This is a genomic window from Bacteroides sp. AM41-16 (genome assembly GCF_003603495.1).
GTDB lineage: Bacteria > Bacteroidota > Bacteroidia > Bacteroidales > Bacteroidaceae > Bacteroides > Bacteroides uniformis.
In genome coordinates, this window is the sequence record NZ_QTNE01000002.1 from 275,879 (window position 1) to 293,249 (window position 17,371).

Here is a 17,371-nt window from a genome sequence, read left to right on the forward strand (position 1 = left end):
AAACAAAAAAGCATCTTACTTCTTGATAGTTTTTAGGCACACCTTCATAGTCGTTAATCAGAGCTTGTTTAGTATTTTGTCCATTACCCAGTTAGTCAGAGTGGCGCTTTCACCGTCACAGCCGCAGACTGACTTGCCCAGCAGGTGGTCTACCACTGCCTGTATAAGCGGTTGCTGGACGTAGGTGGGATTTTCGACAATGATTTCCTCACGCCCTCTTTCTGTGTGCAGCGCAATGGGGTCATAGGTGAATACGGAGAAACAAATCATGCCTTTGTCTCCAATGATTTCTATACGGTCTTCGCGGGCGGATTCGTGGGCGACGAAACACCAGGAGCCGCTGCCTACTAGTCCGCTGTCAAACTGGAAACATGCGCTTAGGGTGTCTTCGGCAGGATATAGTCTGCCACGGTTGCTCTTGTAGCCGCTAGCTTCGAGGATACATCCGAAGATTTCCTGCAGCAAGTCTATCTGGTGGGGCGCAAGGTCATAGAAGTATCCTCCGCCGGCAATGTCCGGCTGCACGCGCCACGGCAGGTTTTCCTTGTTATGGTCGAGGTCGCGGGGAGGCTGGGCGAAGCGGATTTGAATGTTGATGATGTTGCCAATATGTCCCTCCTCTACCAGTGACTTTACCTTCAGGAAGTAGGGCAGATAGCGGCGGTAGTACGCAACAAAACATGGAACACCCGTTTCTTTGGAAATGCGGTTGATGCGGCAGCACTCTTCGTAGGTAACAGCCATCGGCTTCTCTATGTAGACCGGTTTACCTGCCTTCATGGACATGATGGCGTACGTAGCATGTGAAGAAGGAGGAGTGGCAATGTACACGGCGTTCACCTCTTCGTCGTCAATCAGCTCCTGGGCATCGTCGTACCATTTAGGAATCCCTCTTTCCTTGGCGTAGGTTTTGGCCTTGTCGCCATTTCGGCTCATGACGGCCACTACTTCGGAGTTCTCTATTTTCTGGAATGCCGGTCCGCTTTTGTATTTGGTCACTTCTCCGCAACCGATGAATCCCCATTTAATTATTCTCTCGCTCATAATCTTTCCCTTATTTTTACTCTTCCTCAAAATCGAATTCAAAGTCGAAATCATCCAGAAATTCCGGTTCTGTAAATTCTTCCAGACTCCGGCGGTCTTTTTTCGTTGGTCTTCCGGTACCTTTGGCACGGTTGACGAAACCGCTAATACGGCTCATCTCCAGCAGTTCATACTGTTCCGGAGTCGTTACATTCTCCATCATTTCGGCAACAAGCTTTGCGCCGACACGCTTTTCGATGGTTTGCAGTACTTTGAAGGAATAGGTGACGGGGGGCTTGCGCACCTGGATGACATCTCCCGGCTTCACCGTACGGGCAGCCTTTGCCAGTGCGCCGTTGATGCTGATGCGCCCTTTTTTGCAGGCTTCGGCGGCTATGGTACGCGTCTTGAAGATGCGCACGGCCCACATCCATTTGTCAATTCTGGCTTCGTTCATTTCTTGTTATATTGATTCATGGTGATATCTATTCCCGCCAGGCAGAAACTTTTGATGATTTCTCCGGCTGTTTCCAATCTCTCGCCCATTGTTTTCCAATCTTCATCGGTAAAATGTCCCAGCACATAGTCAATCTGCCCACCACGGGGAAAGTCATTGCCGATGCCGAAACGCAGGCGTGCATAATTCTGGGTGCCCAGCGTTGATGCAATATGCTTAAGGCCGTTATGTCCCGCATCGCTTCCCTTACCTTTCAGGCGCAGTGTGCCGAAAGGCAGTGCCAGGTCATCTACCACTACCAACACATTCTCCAATGGAATGTTTTCCTTTTGCATCCAGTAGCGTACGGCGTTGCCGCTGAGGTTCATAAAGGTGGAAGGCTTCAGCAGTAACAGTTGGCGTCCCTTGACTGACAGTGTTGTGGTGAAACCATAACGTCCGTCGGTAAAAGTGGCACCCGCTGCTTTGGCCAGAGCATCTACTGCCATGAATCCGATGTTATGGCGGGTTTCGTGATATTCGGGGCCGATATTGCCCAATCCTACAATTAAATATTTCATAGTCAGTGCTTCCTGTTTATGAGGGTGTTAAAACTAGTATTCACCACAGATTACACAGATTTGCACAGATAGACATCTTTGATTATCGGTACATTAAATTCATTCTGTGTTAATCTGTGTAATCTGTGGTGAATTATACACTCTCGTGAGCCGTAAAAAGAACGCGGATTATCGCAACTTTCCGCGGAAATCAGTATGAAATCTGCGTTGGCTGCGTTAATCCGCGTTCCCGAATATTTAGTCTTTCTTGGAAAGAATCGATTAGTTGCCTGCAGCAGCAGCGGCACCTCTTGCAGCACGAGTCAGCTTAACGGCGCATACAACAGCTTCTTTGGCATTCAGCAATTCCAATCCTTCGTATTGCAATTCGCCAACTTTAACAGTCTTACCAAGTCCCAAGTGGGCAACGTTGATAATCAGTCTTTCAGGAATTACGTTATACAAAGCTCTTACTTTCAGCTTACGCATCTGGAGTACCAGCTTACCACCGGCCTTAACACCTTCTGCCAAACCTTCCATCTGTACCGGAACTTCCATAACGATAGGCTTAGCCTCGTCGATTTGATAGAAGTCAACGTGCAGGATAGTATCCTTTACGGGGTGGAATTGGATATCTTTCATGATAGCGTTTACTTTCTTGCCATCAATCACCAAGTCAACTACGTAGATGTGCGGAGTGTAAACCAAGTTACGCAGACCCTCTGCAGGTACAGTGAAGTGAACATTTTCACCTGCACCATAAAGTACGCAAGGTACACCGTTGTTTTTACGAATAGCTTTCAAAGCTCTTGCTTGTTCCGAAGAACGTTCTGCAATAGTTCTTGCAGTTCCTTTTACTTCAATTGATTTCATTTTAAAAAATTTTGTGTTACTCTAAATTAAGTAAATTTTTTGCTTAATTCACCATCACACGATGTGGCTTGCCACACGATGTTGCAAAAAAGCGGTGCAAAAGTACAGCTTCTTTTTGAATTATCAAAAGGTTATAACTTAAAATTCAATGTCTATCTTGATTTCTCCTTCCAATGAAGACGCTTTTTCCTCTTTCGGCAGTTCTTCTTTTCCCGTTTCGGGACTTTCAGCCTCTTCGTCAGTGGTATGTCTTGTATAGCAGCCTTGCTGTTCCTGGATGAAGCCGATGGCTTGCTGAAGTCCGTTCATGAACTTTTCAAAATCCTCTTTGTATAGAAAGATTTTGTGCTTTTCGAAACTTACCTGCGAGTCGTCTCCTTCGCCCATCACAATCTTCTTGCTTTCCGTGATGGCGAGAAACATTTCGTCTTTTCTGTTTTTCTTGACGTCTAAATAGTAGATGCGCTTACCTGCTTTGATGGATTGGGAGAATACAATCTCCTTGTCGTTCATGTCCGCTGCGTTTTTCTTCTTAAAGTCTTCCATATTATAATAGGTCTCAATTTTGATATTATCACCTTAAAACTTGTATCTCGTAGCTTTTAGCTCTTTATCGGGCTCAAAATTGACGATTTTTTTTAAACTGTCAAAAGAAAAAGACCGGATAATCAATATCTGCATTAAAAAATGTGATTTATTTATGTAAACTCATTAAAAATGCCTACTTTTGCGCCTTGTTAAAACACTAGTATTTACTTTAGAATTATGATCAACAGAGTTCTTATTCGTCTTAAGATTATACAGATTGTATATGCTTATTATCAGAATGGCAGTAAAAATTTAGACTCAGCGGAGAAAGAATTGTTCTTTAGCCTTTCAAAGGCATACGACCTCTACAACTACCTGCTGATGCTGATGATAGCTTTGACGAACTACGCACAAAAACGTATTGATGCGGCAAAAGCTAAGCTGGCTCCCACTGCCGAGGAGCTGTATCCCAACATGAAATTTGTGGAAAACAAGTTCATAGCCCAGTTGGAAGTGAACAAACAATTGACGGAATTCATTGCCAACCAAAAGCGCACGTGGGCCAATGATGAAGACTTTGTCAAGGGATTGTATGAGAAAATTGTGGAATCAGATATATATAAGGAATATATGGCTTCTTCGGACAATTCTTACGAATACGACCGTGAATTGTGGAGAAAGCTGTATAAGACTTTTGTCTTCAACAACGAAGCCTTGGACAATGTGCTCGAAGACCAGAGCCTCTACTGGAATGACGACAAGGAGATTGTGGATACTTTCGTACTGAAAACCATCAAGCGCTTTGAAGAGAAGAATGGTGCCAATCAGGAACTTCTACCAGAGTTCAAGGATGAGGAAGACCAGGAATTTGCACGCCGTTTGTTCCGCCGTGCCATCTTGAACTGCGACTATTACCGTCACCTCATCAGCGAGAATACGCGTAATTGGGACTTGGACCGTGTAGCCTTTATGGATGTTGTTATCATGCAGTGTGCCTTGGCCGAAATCTTGAGTTTCCCGAACATTCCGGTGAGTGTTTCGTTGAACGAATATGTCGATATTGCCAAAGTTTACAGCACGGCCAAAAGTGGCAGCTTCGTGAACGGTACATTGGATGGAATAGTTAATCAATTAAAAAAAGAAGGTAAGTTAACGAAAAACTAATACCTTTGTTTAATAATAGAAACCAAAACTGAGTATTTATGAACTTAATGACTGTATTCTTCCTGCAAGCTCCTGTTGCAGGCCCTGCTGGTGGTGGTAGCATGATGTGGATTATGCTGATAGCCATGTTCGTTATTATGTATTTCTTTATGATTCGTCCTCAAAACAAGAAGCAAAAGGAAATCGCAAACTTCCGTAAATCGCTTCAAGTGAATCAGAAAGTAATCACAGCCGGTGGCATCCATGGTGTTATCAAGGAAATCAACGACAATGATGTGGTGCTTGAAATCGCTTCCAACGTTAAGATTCGTATAGACAAGAATTCTATTTTTGCTGCAGCTGCTGATGCGAATAGCAGTCAGGCATCTAAATAATAGAAATGTGAGCCTATGTTTGAACGTAGGAACATACAACGTACATATCTGAAGATATCAAGAGAAGTGAAGGACTTTCTGCTTAGCGATAAAAGCAGAGAGTTCTTCATTTTTTTGTTTTTCTTCTTTGTGGCTGGTGGCTTCTGGCTCTTGCAGACCTTGAACAACGACTATGAGGCGGACTTTTCTATACCGGTGCGGCTGAAGGGAGTGCCCAATAATGTGGTGATTACCTCTGAACCTGCTTCAGAACTCCGTATCAAGGTAAAGGATAAGGGAACGGTACTGCTCAACTATATGTTGGGAAAGAGCTTTTATCCCGTTATTCTCGATTATGCCGATTATAAGGGCGTGGATAATCAAGTAAGGATATATCCCTCGCAGTTTGAAAAGAAAGTGCTGAACCAGCTGAATGCCTCTACCCGCCTGCTTTCCATGAAGCCGGATACATTGGAGTACATCTATTCGACGGGAGCCTCCAAACTGGTGCCGGTGAAGCTGCGCGGCACGCTGAGTGCCGGACGTGAGTATTATCTTTCGGATACGATATTCAGTCCCGATTCCGTATTGGTGTATGCGCCGCAAGGCGTGCTGGATACGATTGCTGTTGCCTATACGCAACCGGTGAAGCTGGAAGATATATCGGATACCTTGAGGCAGCAAGTCCCCCTGCGTATCCAGAAAGGTGTGAAGTTTGTGCCTTCTTCCATTGAGATGATGCTTCCGGTGGATATTTATACGGAAAAGACAGTGGAGGTGCCGTTGCGTGGCGTTAACTTTCCTGCCGACAAGGTGCTGCGCGCTTTCCCTTCCAAGGTGCAGGTCACGTTTCAGGTTGGTCTGAGTCATTTCAGGCAGATTAACGCTGATGATTTTCATATTTACGTGTCCTATGAGGAACTGCTCCGTCTGGGTTCCGACAAGTATACGGTAAAGATTAAGAATCTGCCGAAAGGGGTGAGCCAGGTACGCTTCAATCCGGCACAAGTGGATTTTCTGATAGAGCAAGTTTCTCCTGATTATGGCGATTAAGATAGGTATAACCGGTGGTATCGGTAGCGGAAAGAGTATGGTATCCCGGCTGTTGGAAGTGCTGGGTGTTCCCGTCTATATCTCGGACTTGGAAACGAAAAGGTTGATGGCATCCGATTCATTGATCCGCGAGGAATTGTCAGCTTTGCTTGGTGCGGAAGTGTATGCCGGTGGCACGCTGAACAAGCCTTTGTTGGCGTCTTATCTTTTCGGTAGTCCGGAGCATGCCAAAGAAATCAACTGTATTGTGCATCCTCGTGTAAAGGAGGATTTCAGGCGGTGGACACAATGCCGCACCGCTTTTCCCATTGTCGGTATAGAATCGGCCATTCTGGTCGAAGCGGGGTTTGCGGGTGAAGTGGATGCTATTGTTATGGTCTATGCGCCCGAAGAGGTGCGCATTTTACGTGCCGTCCGGCGGGATGCTTCCTCGCGCGAATTGATAGAAAAGCGTATCCGTAGCCAGATGAATGACGAAGAAAAGCGTAAATATGCAGATTTTGTCATTGTAAATGATGGCGAAACCCCATTGATTCCGCAAGTTTTAGAGCTAATCGGTTCGCTATCTGAAAAAATGCACTATCTGTTACGCAAATAGGCATCTCCTTAACAATAAAAATAAGCAAGCTTATTTTGTATTGTCTTCGGCTTACATTATCTTTGCCCCCCGAAAAAAATAACTACTAATCATCAAAATAGAATATATTATGTTGAAGACTATTTTGTCCATTTCCGGTAAACCGGGATTGTATAAGCTTGTTTCTCAGGGAAAAAATATGTTGATTGTAGAGTCGCTTGCAGACAAGAAGCGTTTCCCTGCCTATGGTAATGAGAAGATTATTTCTTTGGGCGATATCGCCATGTATACAGATACGGAAGATGTTCCTTTGAAGGAAGTGTTTCTTTCCATGAAGAAAAAGGAAAATGGTGCTGCCGTAGTGCTGGATTTGAAGAAAGCTACTGCCGACGATTTGCGTGCTTACCTGGCAGAGGTATTGCCTACCTTCGATCGCGACCGCGTATATCCGTCCGACATCAAGAAATTGATTGTTTGGTATAATTTGCTGGTGGCAAGCGGTATGACGGATTTTGAAGAAACTCCTGCGGCAGAAACGAAGGAGGAAAGCAAGGCCGAGTAATCGGAGAAGGATTGAAATACAAAATAAAAGAGGCGATTCTCAATAGTCGGGAATCGCCTCTTTTATTGGGGGATACGGGTTGCTTTTAATTTCTGAAAACCAGTCCGTCGTCAGTGGTATTGGCATCCACTGTAATAGGCTTGCTGCGGTCTACTTCCTGAGCCAGCAGCTTCTTCGACAAATCGTTCAGCAAATAGTGCTGTATGGCACGTTTCACCGGACGGGCGCCGAATTCAGGGTCATAACCTGCATTGGCAAGGAAGTCTATGGCGGCATTTGTCAGAACAAGTTCCACACCGTTACCGGAAAGCATCTTCTGCACACTCTTGATTTGGAGCACCACAATTTGCTTGATTTCGGGCTCTGTCAGTGGCAGGAACATGATGGTTTCGTCGATACGGTTCAGGAATTCCGGGCGGATGGTCTTTTTCAGCATATTCATCACTTCCTTTTTGGTTTCCTCTACGATTTGCTCCTTATTGCTACTGTTGAGCTTCTCCATCTGGCTTTGGATATAGCCGCTGCCCATGTTGGAGGTCATGATGATAATCGTATTTTTGAAGTTGACCGTACGCCCTTTGTTGTCCGTCAGACGTCCGTCATCCAGCACTTGCAGCAAGATGTTGAATACGTCCGGATGAGCTTTCTCGATTTCGTCGAATAGGACGACAGAATACGGTTTCCGCCTTACGGCTTCTGTCAGTTGTCCGCCTTCATCGTAGCCCACATATCCCGGAGGCGCTCCTACCAGACGGGAAACGCTGTGTTTCTCCTGATACTCGCTCATGTCGATACGGGTCATCATCGTCTCGTCGTCAAAGAGGAACTCCGCCAGCGCCTTTGCTAATTCCGTCTTACCTACACCGGTGGTTCCCAGGAAAAGGAATGAGCCGATAGGACGTTTCGGGTCTTGCAGTCCGGCACGGCTGCGGCGTACGGCATCGGATACGGCCTCGATGGCTTCGTCCTGCCCGATAACCCGCTGGTGCAGTTCCGCCTCCAGATGCAACAGTTTGTCCTTTTCGCTTTGCAGCATCTTGCTTACCGGTATGCCGGTCCAGCGGGATACTACGTCGGCGATGTCTTCAGCGTCCACTTCCTCTTTAATCATGGCCTTGTCACCCTGCATCTCGTGCAGTTTTTGCTGCGTTTCTTCAATCTCCTGGTTCAGCGCTTGCAGTTTGCCGTAACGGATTTCGGCCACCCGGCCATAGTCGCCTTCCCGTTCTGCCTTGTCGGCCTCGAACTTCAGGTTCTCTATTTCCACCTTATTCTGCTGGATTTTGTTGACAAGGGTCTTTTCACTTTGCCATTTCGCCTTGTACGAGTTTTCCTGCTCCTTCAGCTCGGCAAGTTCTTTGCCGATTTGTTCCAGTTTGGGCTTGTCGTTTTCGCGCTTGATGGCTTCACGTTCAATCTCCAGCTGCTTTATCTTACGCGAAATCTCGTCCAGCTCTTCCGGTACGGAATCGACCTCCATACGTAGCTTGGCAGCGGCTTCGTCCATCAGGTCGATAGCCTTGTCCGGCAAGAAACGGTCGGTGATGTAACGGTTGCTCAACTCTACGGCGGCGATGATGGCATCGTCCTTAATCCGTACGTGGTGATGGTTCTCATAACGTTCCTTCAGACCACGCAGAATGGAGATGGTGCTCAGCGTGTCCGGTTCGTTCACCATGACAATCTGGAAGCGGCGCTCCAACGCTTTGTCCTTTTCGAAATACTTCTGATATTCATCGAGGGTAGTGGCCCCGATGCTCCTCAGTTCACCGCGTGCCAAGGCGGGTTTCAAGATGTTGGCGGCATCCATGGCGCCTTCCCCCTTGCCGGCACCCACCAGGGTATGGATTTCATCAATGAAGAGGATGATGTCTCCTTCGGACTTCTTAACTTCGTTGATAACGGCCTTCAGACGTTCTTCAAATTCGCCTTTGTACTTGGCGCCGGCCACCAGTGCACCCATATCCAGGGAGTAGACTTGTTTGTTCTTCAAGTTCTCGGGGACGTCTCCACGCAAGATACGGTGGGCAAGTCCCTCTACGATGGCCGTTTTACCGGTACCCGGTTCACCGATAAGAATCGGGTTGTTCTTGGTACGCCGGCTCAGAATCTGCAGGACACGCCGTATCTCTTCGTCACGGCCGATGACGGGATCCAGTTTGCCGCTGCGGGCTGCTTCGTTCAGATTGATGGCATACTTTTCCAATGACTGGTAAGTGTCTTCGCTGGATTGTGAAGTTACTTTTTCTCCTTTTCGCAGTTCGTTGATGGCTTCCCGCAGTTCGCGTTCCGTCATCCCGGCATCTTTCAGAATGGTGGATGCAGTGCTTTTCACATTCAGCAAAGCCAGCAGTACCGGTTCCAGGGAGACGAATTCATCACCCATTTCCTTGGAATATTGGGTGGCCTTCTGGAACACTTCGTTCGTTTCACGGCTCAGGTATGGCTCTCCGCCGGATACCTTGGGCAGAGAATCAATTTGCTTGTCCAGTACAAGTGCTATCTGCTGACCGTTCATGCCCAGCTTCTGGAAGATGAAGTTGGTGACATTTTCACCTACTTTCATCACGCTTTGAAGTACATGCACGGGCTCGATGGCCTGCTGTCCACGGCTTTGTACCAGGTTCACAGCCTCCTGCACTGCTTCTTGCGCTTTAATGGTAAAGTTGTTAAAGTTCATATTTTGTTCTCCTTTCTATTTTATCAGTTTCATAACACTTGGGAAGGCGCAAAAGATTTGCCATTGGCACATTTCGGACAAATTGTCTGCATATAAAATATGTAAAATGACAAATTGTCTGTAAATCAGTCGTTTTGTTTCTTTCTACTTCTTTAGATAAGAAGTTGGAGCAAAGTTCCTTTTCGTATTAAACTCTATTGGTTAAAGAGAAGGGCAAATAAGGATGTCATGCATGAGATGTGCATCTCATGTAGTACGAGGTGTACATCTCATGTAGTACGAGATGCACATCTCATGTAGTGAGGGCCTATATGTTTTAGTAGCTAAGTCTTCGTGTTCCAGCTCCAAGGTTCCCGTGTTGCGGAGGAAGGATATTCTCTTTCCGCTTCGGAGATATAGATTAATTGTTTGGGATGATACAAGTTATTGATAAATTTGTCGTACTTTTACTGCTTCAAAGTTTTGTGCTTTCTGTGTGGTAGGTTTTTGGAGCTCCGCTTGCAGAGGAGCATTATGTATAATCACGTATTAAAATAGAAGATAATGGAGGATAAGATAAAGTTTCCGGCAAATGTGATATTGATAGATGTTGCATTTCTGAATGAAGTGGTATATGGTGCAAAGAACTTTTTGGAAGGTAAGTTGGGACGGAAGCTACCCGATGTTGACCTGCCGGCATGGTTGAGCTATCTGGCATTGGACGCCGGCTTGAGAGAACAAGAAAATGAGGTGGAAGTGTTGCTGGTGCATACTCCGGCAGCGGACGTGCTGAAGTGTTGTGAACCATCCGATGTGAATAAACTGAATCACCAGGCATGCCGTACGCCGCTGGGCGAATTTGCATTTTCTTCCGTCACCTCTTCCGGTTTAGTCTCTACCGAAGAGTTGTTTCTTGACCTGATGAACCTGGCGCTTGATTCTGCGGATGTGAAGTGTTTGATGCTGTTGCCTTTCCATCAGGTATATGGTAATGGAGTGGAGGAGAAGCTGGCGGGTTTCTTCAAAGACAAGAATGAGGAAGAACGGGGCAAAGCTGTGTACTTCATTACGGAGGAACCTCTGAGCCCGGTGTATTGCCGCCTGGAGCCGGTGTTTTATTCTTTGGCGCATGCTTTCGGCATCAAGTCTGACGAGTTATAAGATATAAGAAGTATATGAGTGATTTCCGTTTAAAAGTGTTTCAGTCTGTTGCCAAGAACTTGAGTTTTACAAAGGCTTCGCAAGAGTTGTTTGTAAGTCAGCCGGCTATAACCAAGCATATCCAGGAGCTGGAGGCCACTTATCAGACGAGGCTTTTCGACCGGCAGGGAAGTAAAATCAGTTTGACCGAGTCAGGCCGGCTGCTTTTGGAGCATTGCGAACGGATATTGGAGGACTATAAACGGCTGGAATATGAAATGCACTTGTTACATAACGAATATATTGGAGAACTCAAGTTGGGAGCCAGCACTACCATTGCGCAGTATGTGCTTCCTCCGTTGCTGGGCAGTTTTATCGGCAAGTTTCCGCAGGTCAACTTGTCCTTGCTCAATGGAAATTCCCGGGAAATAGAAGCCGCTTTGCAGGAACACCGCATTGACTTGGGATTGGTGGAAGGGGTTTTCCGCCTTCCCAATCTGAAGTATACTACTTTTCTTGAGGATGAACTGGTAGCGGTAGTCCATTCCAAAAGCCGTTTACAATTGCCCGAAGAGATTACTCCCCAGGATTTGCCCGCTATTCCTTTAGTGCTTCGTGAGCGCGGTTCGGGTACGCTGGACGTGATAGAACGCTCACTCCAGAAGCACGGCGTCAAGCTTTCCTCACTCCATGTACTGATGTATCTGGGTAGTACCGAAAGCATCAAGCTCTTTCTTGAAAACTCCGATTGCATGGGAATCGTGTCTATCCGTTCCATCTGCAAGGAACTGGCGGCAGGCACTTTCCGCGTGGTCGAGATAAAGGATATGCCCATGCTTCGCGACTTCTGCTTTGTCCAGTTGCAAGGGCAGGAAGGAGGGTTGTCACAAGCCTTTATGAACTATATGTTTATGTCCCGATAACAATAAGTTATAGTCTATAAGTAGAAACGATTGGCGGGTGTACTAAAATAGAACTACCTTTGCATCCGGAAAATTAAGGAATAAACATTAGTAATAATAGTAAAATAAACAGTATGGCTTCAAATCGAGTTTTGGCTAAAAGCATTAATATGCCTTTTCTTCAAAGTAATAATAAATTTATTTATGTATCTCTTCTGGTTGTCCTCTCCTTCTTTCTGCTGCTGGATTATGTGCCCGGTATGCATGCCTATTCGGCATGGGTCACTCCGCCGTTGGCGTTGTTCTTGGGGTTGGCCTTTGCGTTGCTGTGTGGGCAGGCACATCCGAAGTTCAATAAGAAGACTTCAAAGTACCTGTTGCAATACTCTGTTGTAGGGTTAGGATTTGGAATGAATCTGCAGGCTTCTCTGGCTTCGGGCAAGGAAGGAATGGAGTTCACGATTATTTCTGTAGTGGGGACATTGCTCATCGGCTGGCTCATAGGACGTAAGTTCCTGAAAGTGGACCGTGACACTTCCTATCTTATCAGTTCCGGTACGGCTATCTGCGGAGGCAGTGCCATTGCGGCTGTGGGGCCGGTGTTGAAGGCAAAGGATAGCGAGATGTCTGTGGCATTGGGCACCATTTTTATATTGAATGCCATTGCATTGTTTGTTTTTCCGATGATAGGCCACGCTTTGAACATGAGCCAGCATGAGTTCGGCACATGGGCGGCCATTGCCATACATGATACGAGTTCGGTAGTGGGGGCAGGTGCCGCATATGGCGAGGAGGCCCTGAAGGTGGCAACGACTATAAAGCTGACACGTGCCTTATGGATTATTCCTTTGGCTCTGGTAACTTCGTTCATCTTTAAGAGTAAGGGACAGAAAATCAGTATTCCCTGGTTCATCTTCTTCTTTGTGCTGGCTATGATTTTCAATACTTATGTGCTGGGCACTACCGAAACGGGTGCCATGATTGGGGAGGGAATCAATTCTTTGGCTCGCAAGACGCTGACTATCACTCTGTTCTTTATCGGTGCCTCTCTGTCACGTGATGTACTGAAGGCAGTAGGCATCAAGCCCTTGATACAAGGCACCTTGTTGTGGATAGTGATTAGTGTGAGCACGTTGGCATATATCTACTTGTTCTGATTGCATCGGTCCGGCAGTTCTTGAAGTATAACTTCCGGTGGAAGAAGTCGGTAGGATTTTTGCAACGTATTTCTTTCCTCATTGGATATATAGACGAATACACATCTCGGGATAACCGGGGTGTGTATTTCTTTTAATATCCTTCCCCATTGACGCCGGACCGGAGCAAGTGGAAGCCAGGTTATGATACCTTTTGCTTCCAGCATTGCTTTTGTCCTCGGTTCGGCGTGCTGACCAGTTAATACAATGTTCCAGAAATGTGGTTCTTTCAGCTGTTTTTTTATATCTTGAGAAGTCATAGTTAGTTCACTTTTTTGATGATAAAGTCGAAAGAGGTGAAGAATTGAGGGTGCTTACCGATAGATATGGGAAGGATAATGGTAATGGAGGAATTCCTTCCTTTCCGAATATCTTTCTTGTTGTATATTTGAGAGTTATTTGCCGTATAAGTTGTCACACCAATCTTTTGGCTTGTTTCTGCCTGGCTTTTTATAATTGCAAAGGGAGTTTCCGCTTCTGCCAGTATGGGGTATTTGACTTCTGAGCTTCTTCCATCCACAATGAATTGCATATTTTTCCAGTTTATTCGGATATCTTCTGAAGAGTTGTTGCAAATTATAATTTCCCATTGGGAGTCGTTTGGAATAAACTTATAAGCAACCCCATCTTTTGTATACTCTAATTTTCCTTTTTGGTTCTCCAGCCATTTAAAGGATACTTGGCATCCCGCATCAACGTATTGTGCAGATAAAGTGGTTGGAAATAGGAGAAACAGCAAAATGGCCAGCTTATTTTTCTTCTTATATTTCCGGTAGTCATTGTATATCCATAGCATAATAAAAATAATGCCGATAGGGATGGCTATGAGAATACATGTCAGTAAATTCATGATAGCAGATATTATTTGTTTGTTTATATGAATATGTTGCAAAAGTATCATAAAATATTTGATAAAACAAACGAATTATGAATAAAAAGAACGATACATACAGACAAATTGGTATTGGTGTTCCTTATAATATGAATGATTAATTTGTACCTTCATATAAATGGAAAAAAGTAATATATACATCGGAGAGATAATCAAGAACGTGATGCTTGAACAGCAGGTTACCAAGGCGGAACTTGCACGAAGACTGAAAGTTAAGCCTCAAAGTGTAGACTATATGCTTACGAGAAAAAGTATTGATACGGATACGTTGTATAATGTCTCACGTGCCTTGAACTACGATTTTGCTTTGTTGTATTCCATTCATAAGGAACAGATAAATTATGATACGTTAGAGCAGGAATACAGACTCTCCACAGCGAAGGTGTTGGTGGAGCTTGAGCTGAAGCCTGAAGACATTGCAAAATTGAATCTTAAAAAGCGGATTGCTGATGTCTTGAAATAAACGCACTCTTGGGCTGGTGCTATTGGTGTTTTCATTTTTTTTCCATTTTTTCTTCCTGGCCGTGTAACAAAATCCTTTCCTCCTACGTCTGAAGGGTATAAACAGGAATCTACTATTGATAAATAGCCCATGGACGCTGAAAGTTTTAAAAAAGAGTTTCTGCCATATCATCGCAAGTTGTACTGCATAGCTTATAGACTATTGGAGAATGCTGCCGATGCTGAAGATTTGGTGCAGGAAGCTTATCTGAAGTTGTGGGACAAGCGGGAAGGACTGGCCATTATCAGTAATCCGGAAGCATTCAGCGTTACTCTGGTGAAAAATATGTGCTTTGATTTGCTTCGTTCGGGAAAGTATACTTTGAGCAGACAGAGTGTGGAGTTGGCCGAAGTGCATAATATGTCTCAAGCAGATAACTTTGAAGTGAGGGATGAAGCGCAGCAGGTAAGGCACATCATTGCCCATCTGCCGGTGCAACAGCAGAAAATAGTAACGTTGCGTGATGTCAAGGGATGTTCTTATGAAGAGATAGAGCAGGTCACGGGATTGAATGCTACCAATGTCCGTGTACTGTTGTCCCGGGCAAGAAAAAAGATACGTGAGGAATTTAATAAATGGAGTAACTATGACAGTCGAGGAAATTGAAAGGCTGCTCGCCGAATTTTATGAAGGGAATACCAACGAGCAGGAAGAAGAGTTGTTGAAGGAAGCTTTCAGAACCGAAGAAGTGCCCGAGCACTTGCAGAAGGACAAGAAACTCTTTCTCAGCTTTTTTCCCGGGAAAGTGGTGGATAATGTTCCCGCCGGATTGGAGGATAAACTGAGCCGGATGATTGATGAAAAGGCTGAAGAGGAACAACGTTTTTTCCACCGGAACAAGGCCAAACGTAATTGGCGCTGGATAGGAGGTATTGCTGCCACCATTCTGGTTCTTGTAGGTGTAGGTTATGGCATTACGAACATGGGAGAGGATATGCGTCCTCCTACACCTCAGGACACTTTCTCTGATCCGGAAGCTGCTTATAAGGCATTGCAGGCCACTTTAATCGAGGTGTCTGCGAATCTGAACAAGGGAATTGAGCAGATAGAGGAAACGCGGATAGACGTAACGAAGGTGAACCAGGAAGTAAGAAAAGAAATTCAACAATAATCTGATATGAAAACAATGAAAATTATTTTGGCAGGTGTACTGCTGATGTTGCCTTTGCTTTGCCAGGCACAGAAGAACCTATTCAACAAGTATGGAGATATGAAAGGCGTGTCGTCCGTCTACATATCCAAGGCAATGATAGAAACGAATCCCAACTTGTTTACTAAAGATGTTTATATTGGGAAAGTGTCCGGACAGTTGAACTCTGTGCAGGTACTTTCTACAATGGATAATAATGTAAAGAAAGAAATGCGTAAGGATCTTCGTTCTTTGGTGCAGTCTTCCAGATATGAATTGCTGATGAAGCAGAAGGGAACAGTCTCCAGTTCTGAATTCTACATGAGCCGTAAAGGGGAAAAGGTGAAGGAGCTGATTATGATTGTAGATGGTGCAGCCACTCTGAAATTTGTTTATTTGGAAGGTGATATGACTTTGAAGGATATACAGAATATCATGATGTATCAGAATACCAGCTGGAATGGGAACAATGTGAATATACAGCTTCCGGATATAAACTGGGCGGAGATAGAGAAGCTGAAGAACCGCGATTGGCTTGGAGAATTGAAGCATTCGCAAGAACTGGCATTGAAAGGGCTGGAAAATGTAGCTAAACTGAAAGACAACAAGTATCTGAAAGAACAAATGGATACCGATACATGGAAACGTTTTGAAAAAAGCATGGAGGCTTTGGAAGAACGTTTGGAAAAAATGGAATAGGAAGCGGTAACCTTTTTAGGGAAACTTGCCAATAGAATGTTTTGTTTTTCTATTGGCAAGTTTTTTTGTTATTTGTCTTTTCTCAATTCTGCAAAGATAAGCCCTTCCAGCTCTTCTGCCAGTTCCGGATTGTCAAGGATGACCTGCTTGGCGGCGTCGCGTCCCTGGGCAATTTTCGTCTCGTTATAGCTGAACCATGAACCGCTTTTCTTGATGATGCCAAGCTCTGCACCCAAGTCAATGATTTCGCCTGCACGGGAGATGCCTTCACCGAACATGATGTCGAATTCCGCTCTACGGAAAGGAGGAGCTACCTTGTTCTTCACAACTTTCACTTTGGTCTGCTTGCCGATTACTTCATCGCCGTTCTTGATGGCTTGGCTTCCACGGATGTCAAGACGTACGGAGGCATAGAACTTCAGTGCATTACCGCCGGTAGTTGTTTCGGGATTGCCGAACATGACACCGATTTTTTCGCGCAACTGGTTGATGAAGATACAAGTGGTGCGTGTTTTGCTGACAGCTGCCGTCAGTTTACGCAAGGCTTGTGACATGAGTCGGGCTTGCAGACCTACTTTGTTGTCACCCATATCGCCTTCAATTTCAGCTTTCGGGGTTAAGGCAGCCACAGAGTCCACTACAATGATGTCAATAGCGGAGGAACGGATCAGTTGCTCTGCGATTTCCAGTGCTTGTTCGCCATTGTCCGGCTGTGATATCAGCAGATTGTCCACATCCACACCCAGTTTTGCTGCATAGAAGCGGTCGAAAGCATGTTCTGCATCAATGAATGCGGCAATGCCTCCTGCCTTTTGCGCTTCAGCGATGGCATGAATGGCAAGGGTTGTCTTACCGGAAGATTCCGGGCCGTAAATCTCGATGATACGTCCGCGGGGATATCCTCCCACGCCAAGAGCCACATTGAGGCCGATGGAACCTGTGGGAATAACTTCTACTTGTTCGACGCTTTCGTCGCCCATTTTCATGATAGAGCCTTTACCAAAGCTCTTTTCTATCTTGTCCATGGCAGCCTGCAAGGCTTTCAGTTTTTCGCCCGATGCCAGATTGCTGCCATTTTCAAAATTCAGTTCGTCTTTTTTTGCCACGTTGTTAATGTTTAATG

Annotated in this window: 21 protein-coding genes; 12 read left to right on the plus strand and 9 right to left on the minus strand. The window is 45.3% G+C overall.

The window, feature by feature from the left end; all coding sequences use genetic code 11:
- Window positions 1-57 precede the first annotated feature (57 nt).
- From DW896_RS03605 to DW896_RS03625, 5 genes are all read right to left on the minus strand, one after another.
- Window positions 58-1,044, minus strand: a complete 987-nt coding sequence (locus DW896_RS03605) for a Gfo/Idh/MocA family protein (protein WP_009038119.1) — start codon at window positions 1,042-1,044, stop codon at window positions 58-60.
- A gap of 16 nt (window positions 1,045-1,060) precedes the next feature.
- On the minus strand, window positions 1,061-1,480 hold the full coding sequence (locus tag DW896_RS03610) for an RNA-binding S4 domain-containing protein (RefSeq protein WP_009038120.1): 420 nt from the start codon (window positions 1,478-1,480) through the stop codon (window positions 1,061-1,063).
- Window positions 1,477-2,040 (minus strand): aminoacyl-tRNA hydrolase, encoded by a 564-nt coding sequence (gene pth / locus DW896_RS03615; RefSeq protein ID WP_005831801.1) that lies wholly within the window; start codon window positions 2,038-2,040, stop codon window positions 1,477-1,479. Before pth ends, DW896_RS03610 begins: the two co-directional genes overlap by 4 nt.
- A gap of 261 nt (window positions 2,041-2,301) precedes the next feature.
- On the minus strand, window positions 2,302-2,892 hold the full coding sequence (locus DW896_RS03620; RefSeq protein ID WP_005831799.1) for a 50S ribosomal protein L25/general stress protein Ctc: 591 nt from the start codon (window positions 2,890-2,892) through the stop codon (window positions 2,302-2,304).
- Between the two features lie 138 nt (window positions 2,893-3,030).
- Entirely contained in the window at window positions 3,031-3,438 is a 408-nt protein-coding gene (locus tag DW896_RS03625; protein WP_005831798.1) for a PUR family DNA/RNA-binding protein, read from the minus strand.
- A gap of 219 nt (window positions 3,439-3,657) precedes the next feature.
- Here DW896_RS03625 and nusB point away from each other — a divergent pair, with 219 nt between their 5' ends.
- The 5 genes from nusB to DW896_RS03650 all read left to right on the plus strand — a co-directional run bounded on the left by nusB (window position 3,658) and on the right by DW896_RS03650 (window position 7,129).
- Window positions 3,658-4,584, plus strand: a complete 927-nt coding sequence (nusB, locus tag DW896_RS03630) for a transcription antitermination factor NusB (RefSeq protein WP_005831796.1) — start codon at window positions 3,658-3,660, stop codon at window positions 4,582-4,584.
- Between the two features lie 38 nt (window positions 4,585-4,622).
- Entirely contained in the window at window positions 4,623-4,958 is a 336-nt protein-coding gene (yajC, locus tag DW896_RS03635) for a preprotein translocase subunit YajC (RefSeq protein ID WP_009038121.1), read from the plus strand.
- A 15-nt stretch (window positions 4,959-4,973) separates the two neighbouring features.
- On the plus strand, window positions 4,974-5,990 hold the full coding sequence (locus DW896_RS03640) for a YbbR-like domain-containing protein (protein ID WP_005831792.1): 1,017 nt from the start codon (window positions 4,974-4,976) through the stop codon (window positions 5,988-5,990).
- Window positions 5,980-6,588 carry a dephospho-CoA kinase gene (coaE, locus tag DW896_RS03645; RefSeq protein WP_044469102.1) on the plus strand — a complete coding sequence of 203 codons (609 nt, stop codon included), beginning with the start codon at window positions 5,980-5,982 and terminating at the stop codon, window positions 6,586-6,588. The genes DW896_RS03640 and coaE overlap by 11 nt, the downstream gene beginning before the upstream one ends.
- Window positions 6,589-6,697: 109 nt before the next feature.
- The gene (locus DW896_RS03650; RefSeq protein ID WP_005832700.1) at window positions 6,698-7,129 is read left to right on the plus strand and encodes a DUF5606 domain-containing protein; all 432 of its coding nucleotides are present in this window, start codon (window positions 6,698-6,700) and stop codon (window positions 7,127-7,129) included.
- A gap of 85 nt (window positions 7,130-7,214) precedes the next feature.
- Here DW896_RS03650 and clpB read toward each other — a convergent pair whose 3' ends face one another.
- Entirely contained in the window at window positions 7,215-9,809 is a 2,595-nt protein-coding gene (gene clpB / locus DW896_RS03655) for an ATP-dependent chaperone ClpB (protein ID WP_005832699.1), read from the minus strand.
- A 543-nt stretch (window positions 9,810-10,352) separates the two neighbouring features.
- Between clpB and DW896_RS03660 the strand changes: the two genes are divergently transcribed.
- From DW896_RS03660 to DW896_RS03670, 3 genes are all read left to right on the plus strand, one after another.
- The gene (locus DW896_RS03660; RefSeq protein ID WP_025836268.1) at window positions 10,353-10,949 is read left to right on the plus strand and encodes a DUF6621 family protein; all 597 of its coding nucleotides are present in this window, start codon (window positions 10,353-10,355) and stop codon (window positions 10,947-10,949) included.
- 14 nt (window positions 10,950-10,963) lie between these two features.
- Window positions 10,964-11,851 carry a LysR family transcriptional regulator gene (locus DW896_RS03665; RefSeq protein ID WP_035448955.1) on the plus strand — a complete coding sequence of 296 codons (888 nt, stop codon included), beginning with the start codon at window positions 10,964-10,966 and terminating at the stop codon, window positions 11,849-11,851.
- A gap of 113 nt (window positions 11,852-11,964) precedes the next feature.
- Window positions 11,965-12,987 carry a YeiH family protein gene (locus DW896_RS03670; protein ID WP_009038126.1) on the plus strand — a complete coding sequence of 341 codons (1,023 nt, stop codon included), beginning with the start codon at window positions 11,965-11,967 and terminating at the stop codon, window positions 12,985-12,987.
- Here the strand turns inward: DW896_RS03670 and DW896_RS03675 are convergent.
- Both DW896_RS03675 and DW896_RS03680 read right to left on the minus strand, forming a co-directional pair.
- Window positions 12,975-13,286 (minus strand): transcription termination/antitermination NusG family protein, encoded by a 312-nt coding sequence (locus DW896_RS03675; RefSeq protein ID WP_005831778.1) that lies wholly within the window; start codon window positions 13,284-13,286, stop codon window positions 12,975-12,977. The genes DW896_RS03670 and DW896_RS03675 overlap by 13 nt on opposite strands.
- Window positions 13,287-13,288: 2 nt before the next feature.
- Window positions 13,289-13,876: a hypothetical protein gene (locus tag DW896_RS03680; protein WP_034526103.1), complete on the minus strand. Its 588-nt coding sequence runs from the start codon at window positions 13,874-13,876 to the stop codon at window positions 13,289-13,291.
- 160 nt (window positions 13,877-14,036) lie between these two features.
- Here DW896_RS03680 and DW896_RS03685 point away from each other — a divergent pair, with 160 nt between their 5' ends.
- From DW896_RS03685 to DW896_RS03700, 4 genes are all read left to right on the plus strand, one after another.
- Window positions 14,037-14,381, plus strand: a complete 345-nt coding sequence (locus tag DW896_RS03685; RefSeq protein WP_005831772.1) for a helix-turn-helix domain-containing protein — start codon at window positions 14,037-14,039, stop codon at window positions 14,379-14,381.
- Window positions 14,382-14,510: 129 nt separating this feature from the next.
- Window positions 14,511-15,026, plus strand: a complete 516-nt coding sequence (locus DW896_RS03690) for an RNA polymerase sigma factor (RefSeq protein WP_005831770.1) — start codon at window positions 14,511-14,513, stop codon at window positions 15,024-15,026.
- Window positions 15,007-15,531 carry a hypothetical protein gene (locus DW896_RS03695; RefSeq protein ID WP_005831768.1) on the plus strand — a complete coding sequence of 175 codons (525 nt, stop codon included), beginning with the start codon at window positions 15,007-15,009 and terminating at the stop codon, window positions 15,529-15,531. The genes DW896_RS03690 and DW896_RS03695 overlap by 20 nt, the downstream gene beginning before the upstream one ends.
- Before the next feature lie 6 nt (window positions 15,532-15,537).
- Entirely contained in the window at window positions 15,538-16,248 is a 711-nt protein-coding gene (locus tag DW896_RS03700) for a DUF4252 domain-containing protein (RefSeq protein WP_005831766.1), read from the plus strand.
- A 68-nt stretch (window positions 16,249-16,316) separates the two neighbouring features.
- On the opposite strand, the gene recA is transcribed toward DW896_RS03700, so the two are convergent.
- Complete coding sequence (recA, locus tag DW896_RS03705; RefSeq protein ID WP_005831765.1) at window positions 16,317-17,354, minus strand: recombinase RecA; 1,038 nt, start codon at window positions 17,352-17,354, stop codon at window positions 16,317-16,319.
- Window positions 17,355-17,371: the final 17 nt, after the last annotated feature.

Coding starts and splice junctions, on each gene's coding strand:
- DW896_RS03695 (WP_005831768.1), top strand. CDS start 15,007: ATGACAGTCGAGGAAATTGAAAGGCTGCTCGCCGAATTTTATGAAGGG.
- DW896_RS03680 (WP_034526103.1), bottom strand. CDS start 13,876: ATGAATTTACTGACATGTATTCTCATAGCCATCCCTATCGGCATTATT.
- yajC (WP_009038121.1), top strand. CDS start 4,623: ATGAACTTAATGACTGTATTCTTCCTGCAAGCTCCTGTTGCAGGCCCT.
- coaE (WP_044469102.1), top strand. CDS start 5,980: ATGGCGATTAAGATAGGTATAACCGGTGGTATCGGTAGCGGAAAGAGT.
- DW896_RS03640 (WP_005831792.1), top strand. CDS start 4,974: ATGTTTGAACGTAGGAACATACAACGTACATATCTGAAGATATCAAGA.
- DW896_RS03605 (WP_009038119.1), bottom strand. CDS start 1,044: ATGAGCGAGAGAATAATTAAATGGGGATTCATCGGTTGCGGAGAAGTG.
- DW896_RS03685 (WP_005831772.1), top strand. CDS start 14,037: ATGGAAAAAAGTAATATATACATCGGAGAGATAATCAAGAACGTGATG.
- nusB (WP_005831796.1), top strand. CDS start 3,658: ATGATCAACAGAGTTCTTATTCGTCTTAAGATTATACAGATTGTATAT.
- DW896_RS03660 (WP_025836268.1), top strand. CDS start 10,353: ATGGAGGATAAGATAAAGTTTCCGGCAAATGTGATATTGATAGATGTT.
- DW896_RS03650 (WP_005832700.1), top strand. CDS start 6,698: ATGTTGAAGACTATTTTGTCCATTTCCGGTAAACCGGGATTGTATAAG.
- DW896_RS03675 (WP_005831778.1), bottom strand. CDS start 13,286: ATGACTTCTCAAGATATAAAAAAACAGCTGAAAGAACCACATTTCTGG.
- pth (WP_005831801.1), bottom strand. CDS start 2,040: ATGAAATATTTAATTGTAGGATTGGGCAATATCGGCCCCGAATATCAC.
- DW896_RS03625 (WP_005831798.1), bottom strand. CDS start 3,438: ATGGAAGACTTTAAGAAGAAAAACGCAGCGGACATGAACGACAAGGAG.
- DW896_RS03700 (WP_005831766.1), top strand. CDS start 15,538: ATGAAAACAATGAAAATTATTTTGGCAGGTGTACTGCTGATGTTGCCT.
- DW896_RS03620 (WP_005831799.1), bottom strand. CDS start 2,892: ATGAAATCAATTGAAGTAAAAGGAACTGCAAGAACTATTGCAGAACGT.
- DW896_RS03670 (WP_009038126.1), top strand. CDS start 11,965: ATGGCTTCAAATCGAGTTTTGGCTAAAAGCATTAATATGCCTTTTCTT.
- DW896_RS03665 (WP_035448955.1), top strand. CDS start 10,964: ATGAGTGATTTCCGTTTAAAAGTGTTTCAGTCTGTTGCCAAGAACTTG.
- DW896_RS03690 (WP_005831770.1), top strand. CDS start 14,511: ATGGACGCTGAAAGTTTTAAAAAAGAGTTTCTGCCATATCATCGCAAG.
- DW896_RS03610 (WP_009038120.1), bottom strand. CDS start 1,480: ATGAACGAAGCCAGAATTGACAAATGGATGTGGGCCGTGCGCATCTTC.
- clpB (WP_005832699.1), bottom strand. CDS start 9,809: ATGAACTTTAACAACTTTACCATTAAAGCGCAAGAAGCAGTGCAGGAG.